This window comes from Kitasatospora sp. NPDC029367, assembly GCF_055569135.1.
This window is the reverse complement of sequence record NZ_JBVHYH010000160.1, coordinates 1-2527: the sequence shown is the minus strand read 5'-3', so window position 1 is coordinate 2527 and position 2527 is coordinate 1. Positions and strand designations below refer to the sequence as shown.

General features: G+C 76.9%; 3 protein-coding genes. 1 reads left to right on the top strand and 2 read right to left on the bottom strand.

All coding sequences use genetic code 11. The annotated features are described in order from the left end of the window. Positions 1 to 91: 91 nt before the first annotated feature. Together ACZ4W5_RS37945 and ACZ4W5_RS37940 are read right to left on the bottom strand one after the other, a co-directional pair. Positions 92 to 616, bottom strand: coding sequence for a universal stress protein (locus ACZ4W5_RS37945; protein ID WP_465659810.1), 525 nt, complete (start codon positions 614 to 616; stop codon positions 92 to 94). A 165-nt stretch (positions 617 to 781) separates the two neighbouring features. Next, positions 782 to 1453: a TetR/AcrR family transcriptional regulator gene (locus ACZ4W5_RS37940; RefSeq protein ID WP_360237197.1), complete on the bottom strand. Its 672-nt coding sequence runs from the start codon at positions 1451 to 1453 to the stop codon at positions 782 to 784. A gap of 136 nt (positions 1454 to 1589) precedes the next feature. Here ACZ4W5_RS37940 and ACZ4W5_RS37935 point away from each other — a divergent pair, with 136 nt between their 5' ends. Next, positions 1590 to 2414: an MOSC domain-containing protein gene (locus ACZ4W5_RS37935; RefSeq protein WP_465659808.1), complete on the top strand. Its 825-nt coding sequence runs from the start codon at positions 1590 to 1592 to the stop codon at positions 2412 to 2414. Positions 2415 to 2527: the final 113 nt, after the last annotated feature.

Sequence of the window (2527 nt, the reverse complement as noted above, 5' to 3'; positions counted from 1 at the left end):
GCCGAAGGCTGGGGGCCATCGGCGACCGACGACAACGCGGCGAGGTGCGTGCCCTGGCGTCGCGGGCCTGGCCTGATCCACAAGACACGCCCTAGTTGCCTGCCACCAGGTCCCGCAGGCCGTAACCGCGCTCCAGCGCCTCCAAGTCCCGCTGCAGGGGCGGGCGCGGCACGGTGAGCACCGGGCAGGTCGCGTGCCGGACGCAGTAGGCGGTGACCGACGGCCGGACCAGCCGGGAGAGGCAGCCCCGGTCCCGTCCGGCGCCGAGCACCAGGACGTCCCCCGGCCGGTCCGCGCAGCGCAGCAGGGTGTGGGCGGTCTCGCCGCGCACGGCCTGACAGCGCAGCCGGGCTCCGGCGTACCGCCCGGCGAAGGCCTCGTCGAGTGCCTTCCGCAGCCGGGCGACGGCGGCGTCCCGGCCGGCGCCGACCACCGGCGGGCAGACCGAGCGGCGGTACCCGAGCTCCTCCCCCGGCGGGGTCCAGCACAGCACCGCCAGCACCTCGACGTCCGTCCGCCGGGCCTCGGCCACCGCGTGGTGCAGGGCGGCGAGACTGCCGAGCGAACCGCTGACGCCGACCACGATCCGGCCGTCGCCCGTACCCGTGTCCGTCATCGCCCGCCCCGCCTCTCCGTCCGCGCCGCCGCCCCCGGGCGGATCACCCCAGCAAAGCGGCCCGCCCGCGCCCGCCCGCACCCGTTGACACGGCCCTGACGCGTCACTCGGTGTTCCGTACGCCTCCCTGATGCCCACGGCCGACGACGGACGGCCCGACGGACGTCAGGCCTCCGGGGCCTCGGCCTCCCACAGATCGGCGAACATCCGGTCCAGGTGCTCCTCGCCGATCGGCGGGACGGGCAGCGGGTGGGCGGCCCGCGCGCGGAACCCGTCCAGCAGCAGGGCGAGGAAGCGGCGCCAGAGGTCCGGGCGCAGCTCGGTGGCGGCGGGCAGGGCGCGGCAGAGCGGGCCGAGCAGGAAGAGCAGGTCCATGGTGACCACGTCGCGCCGCATGGTGCCCTGTTCCTGGGCGCGGGCGATCAGGGTGCCGACGGTGGCGGCGTGCCCGCGACTGATCTCGATCATGCCGGGGATGACCGGGATGGCCTGGGTGACCAGGTCGTTGATGCCGCGGTCGGCGGCGACCAGGGCGAAGATCCGCTCGAAGTAGCCCTCCAGACCGGTCCAGGCGTCCTCGGCGGCGAGCGCCTCCCGCCCGGCTTCGGCCAGTCCGGCCCCGGCGTCCGCGAAGACCTCGGCGATCAGCGCCTCGCGGGTCGGGAAGTGCCGGTAGAGGGTGGCGTTGCCGACGCCGGCCTCCTTGGCGATCTGGTCCAGCGGGACGTCGAGGCCGTGCCGGGAGAACATCTCGCGGGCGGCGGCGAGCAGCTGGTCCCGGTTGCGCTGCGCGTCGCGCCGGAGCCGTCCCGGGGGGTTCGCGCTGCTCGGTGCCATGCGCAGACCCTAGCAACCGCACGGCCGCCGGGCGTTCACCGGCACGACGGCCGGGCCGGCCCGCACCTGCCGTGCAACTACCCTACGGGGGCGAGGAGAAGAGCGGCCCGGGCGGCCGCGGACCACGGGGGGCGACATGGCGACGGTGACGGAGTTGCGGTACTACCCGGTGAAGGGCTGCGCCGGGGTGCGCACGGAGCGGGCGGAGGTGACCGGGGCGGGGCTGGCGCACGACCGGGAGTTCATGGTGGTGGACCAGGACGGCGTGTTCCGCTCCCAGCGGCGGGATCCGCTGCTGGCGACCGTCCGCCCGGCGGTGGCGGAGGGCGGTGCCCGGCTGTCGCTGGCCGCGCCCGGCGTGCAGCCGGTGGCCTTCGCCGTGGACACCTCGGGCTCACGGCGCAAGGTCGAGCTGTTCGGCGTGCCGTACCCGGCCGTCGACCAGGGCGACGAGGCGGCCGCCTGGCTGTCCCGGGTGCTGGGCGCGCCCAGCCGGCTGGTCCGGGTGCCGCCGGAGCACAACCGGGCGACCGACGGGCTGACCCCGGGGACGTCGGGCTTCGCCGACAGCAGCGCGATGCACCTGCTGTCCCGGGCGACCCTGGACGACTTCAACGCGCGCATTGATGAGGACGTCGACCCGCTGCCGGTGGAGCGGTTCCGCCCGAACCTGGTGGTGGACGGCTGGCCGGAGCCGCACACCGAGGACCTGCTGCGCCGCTTCCGCGTCGGCGGCGCCGAGTTCGGCTACACCAAGCTGGCGATCCGCTGCGCGGTGACGCTGGTGGACCAGTCGACCGGCGCCAAGGCGGGCCCGGAGCCGCTGCGCACCCTGGCGCGGTACCGCCGGGCGGCGGTCGGCGGGGTGGCGCTCGGCAGCAAGTTCGCGGTGCTGCGCCCGGGCACGGTGCGGGTGGGGGACGAGCTGACGGTGAGCGGCTGGGGGCTGTCCGAGCTGTGACGCGGTTCCCGGTGGGCCCGGGGGGGGGGGGGGGGGGGGGGGGGGGGGGGGGGGGGGGGGGGGGGGGTGGGGGGGGGGGGGGGGGGGGGGGGGGAGGGGGGGGGGGTGGGGGG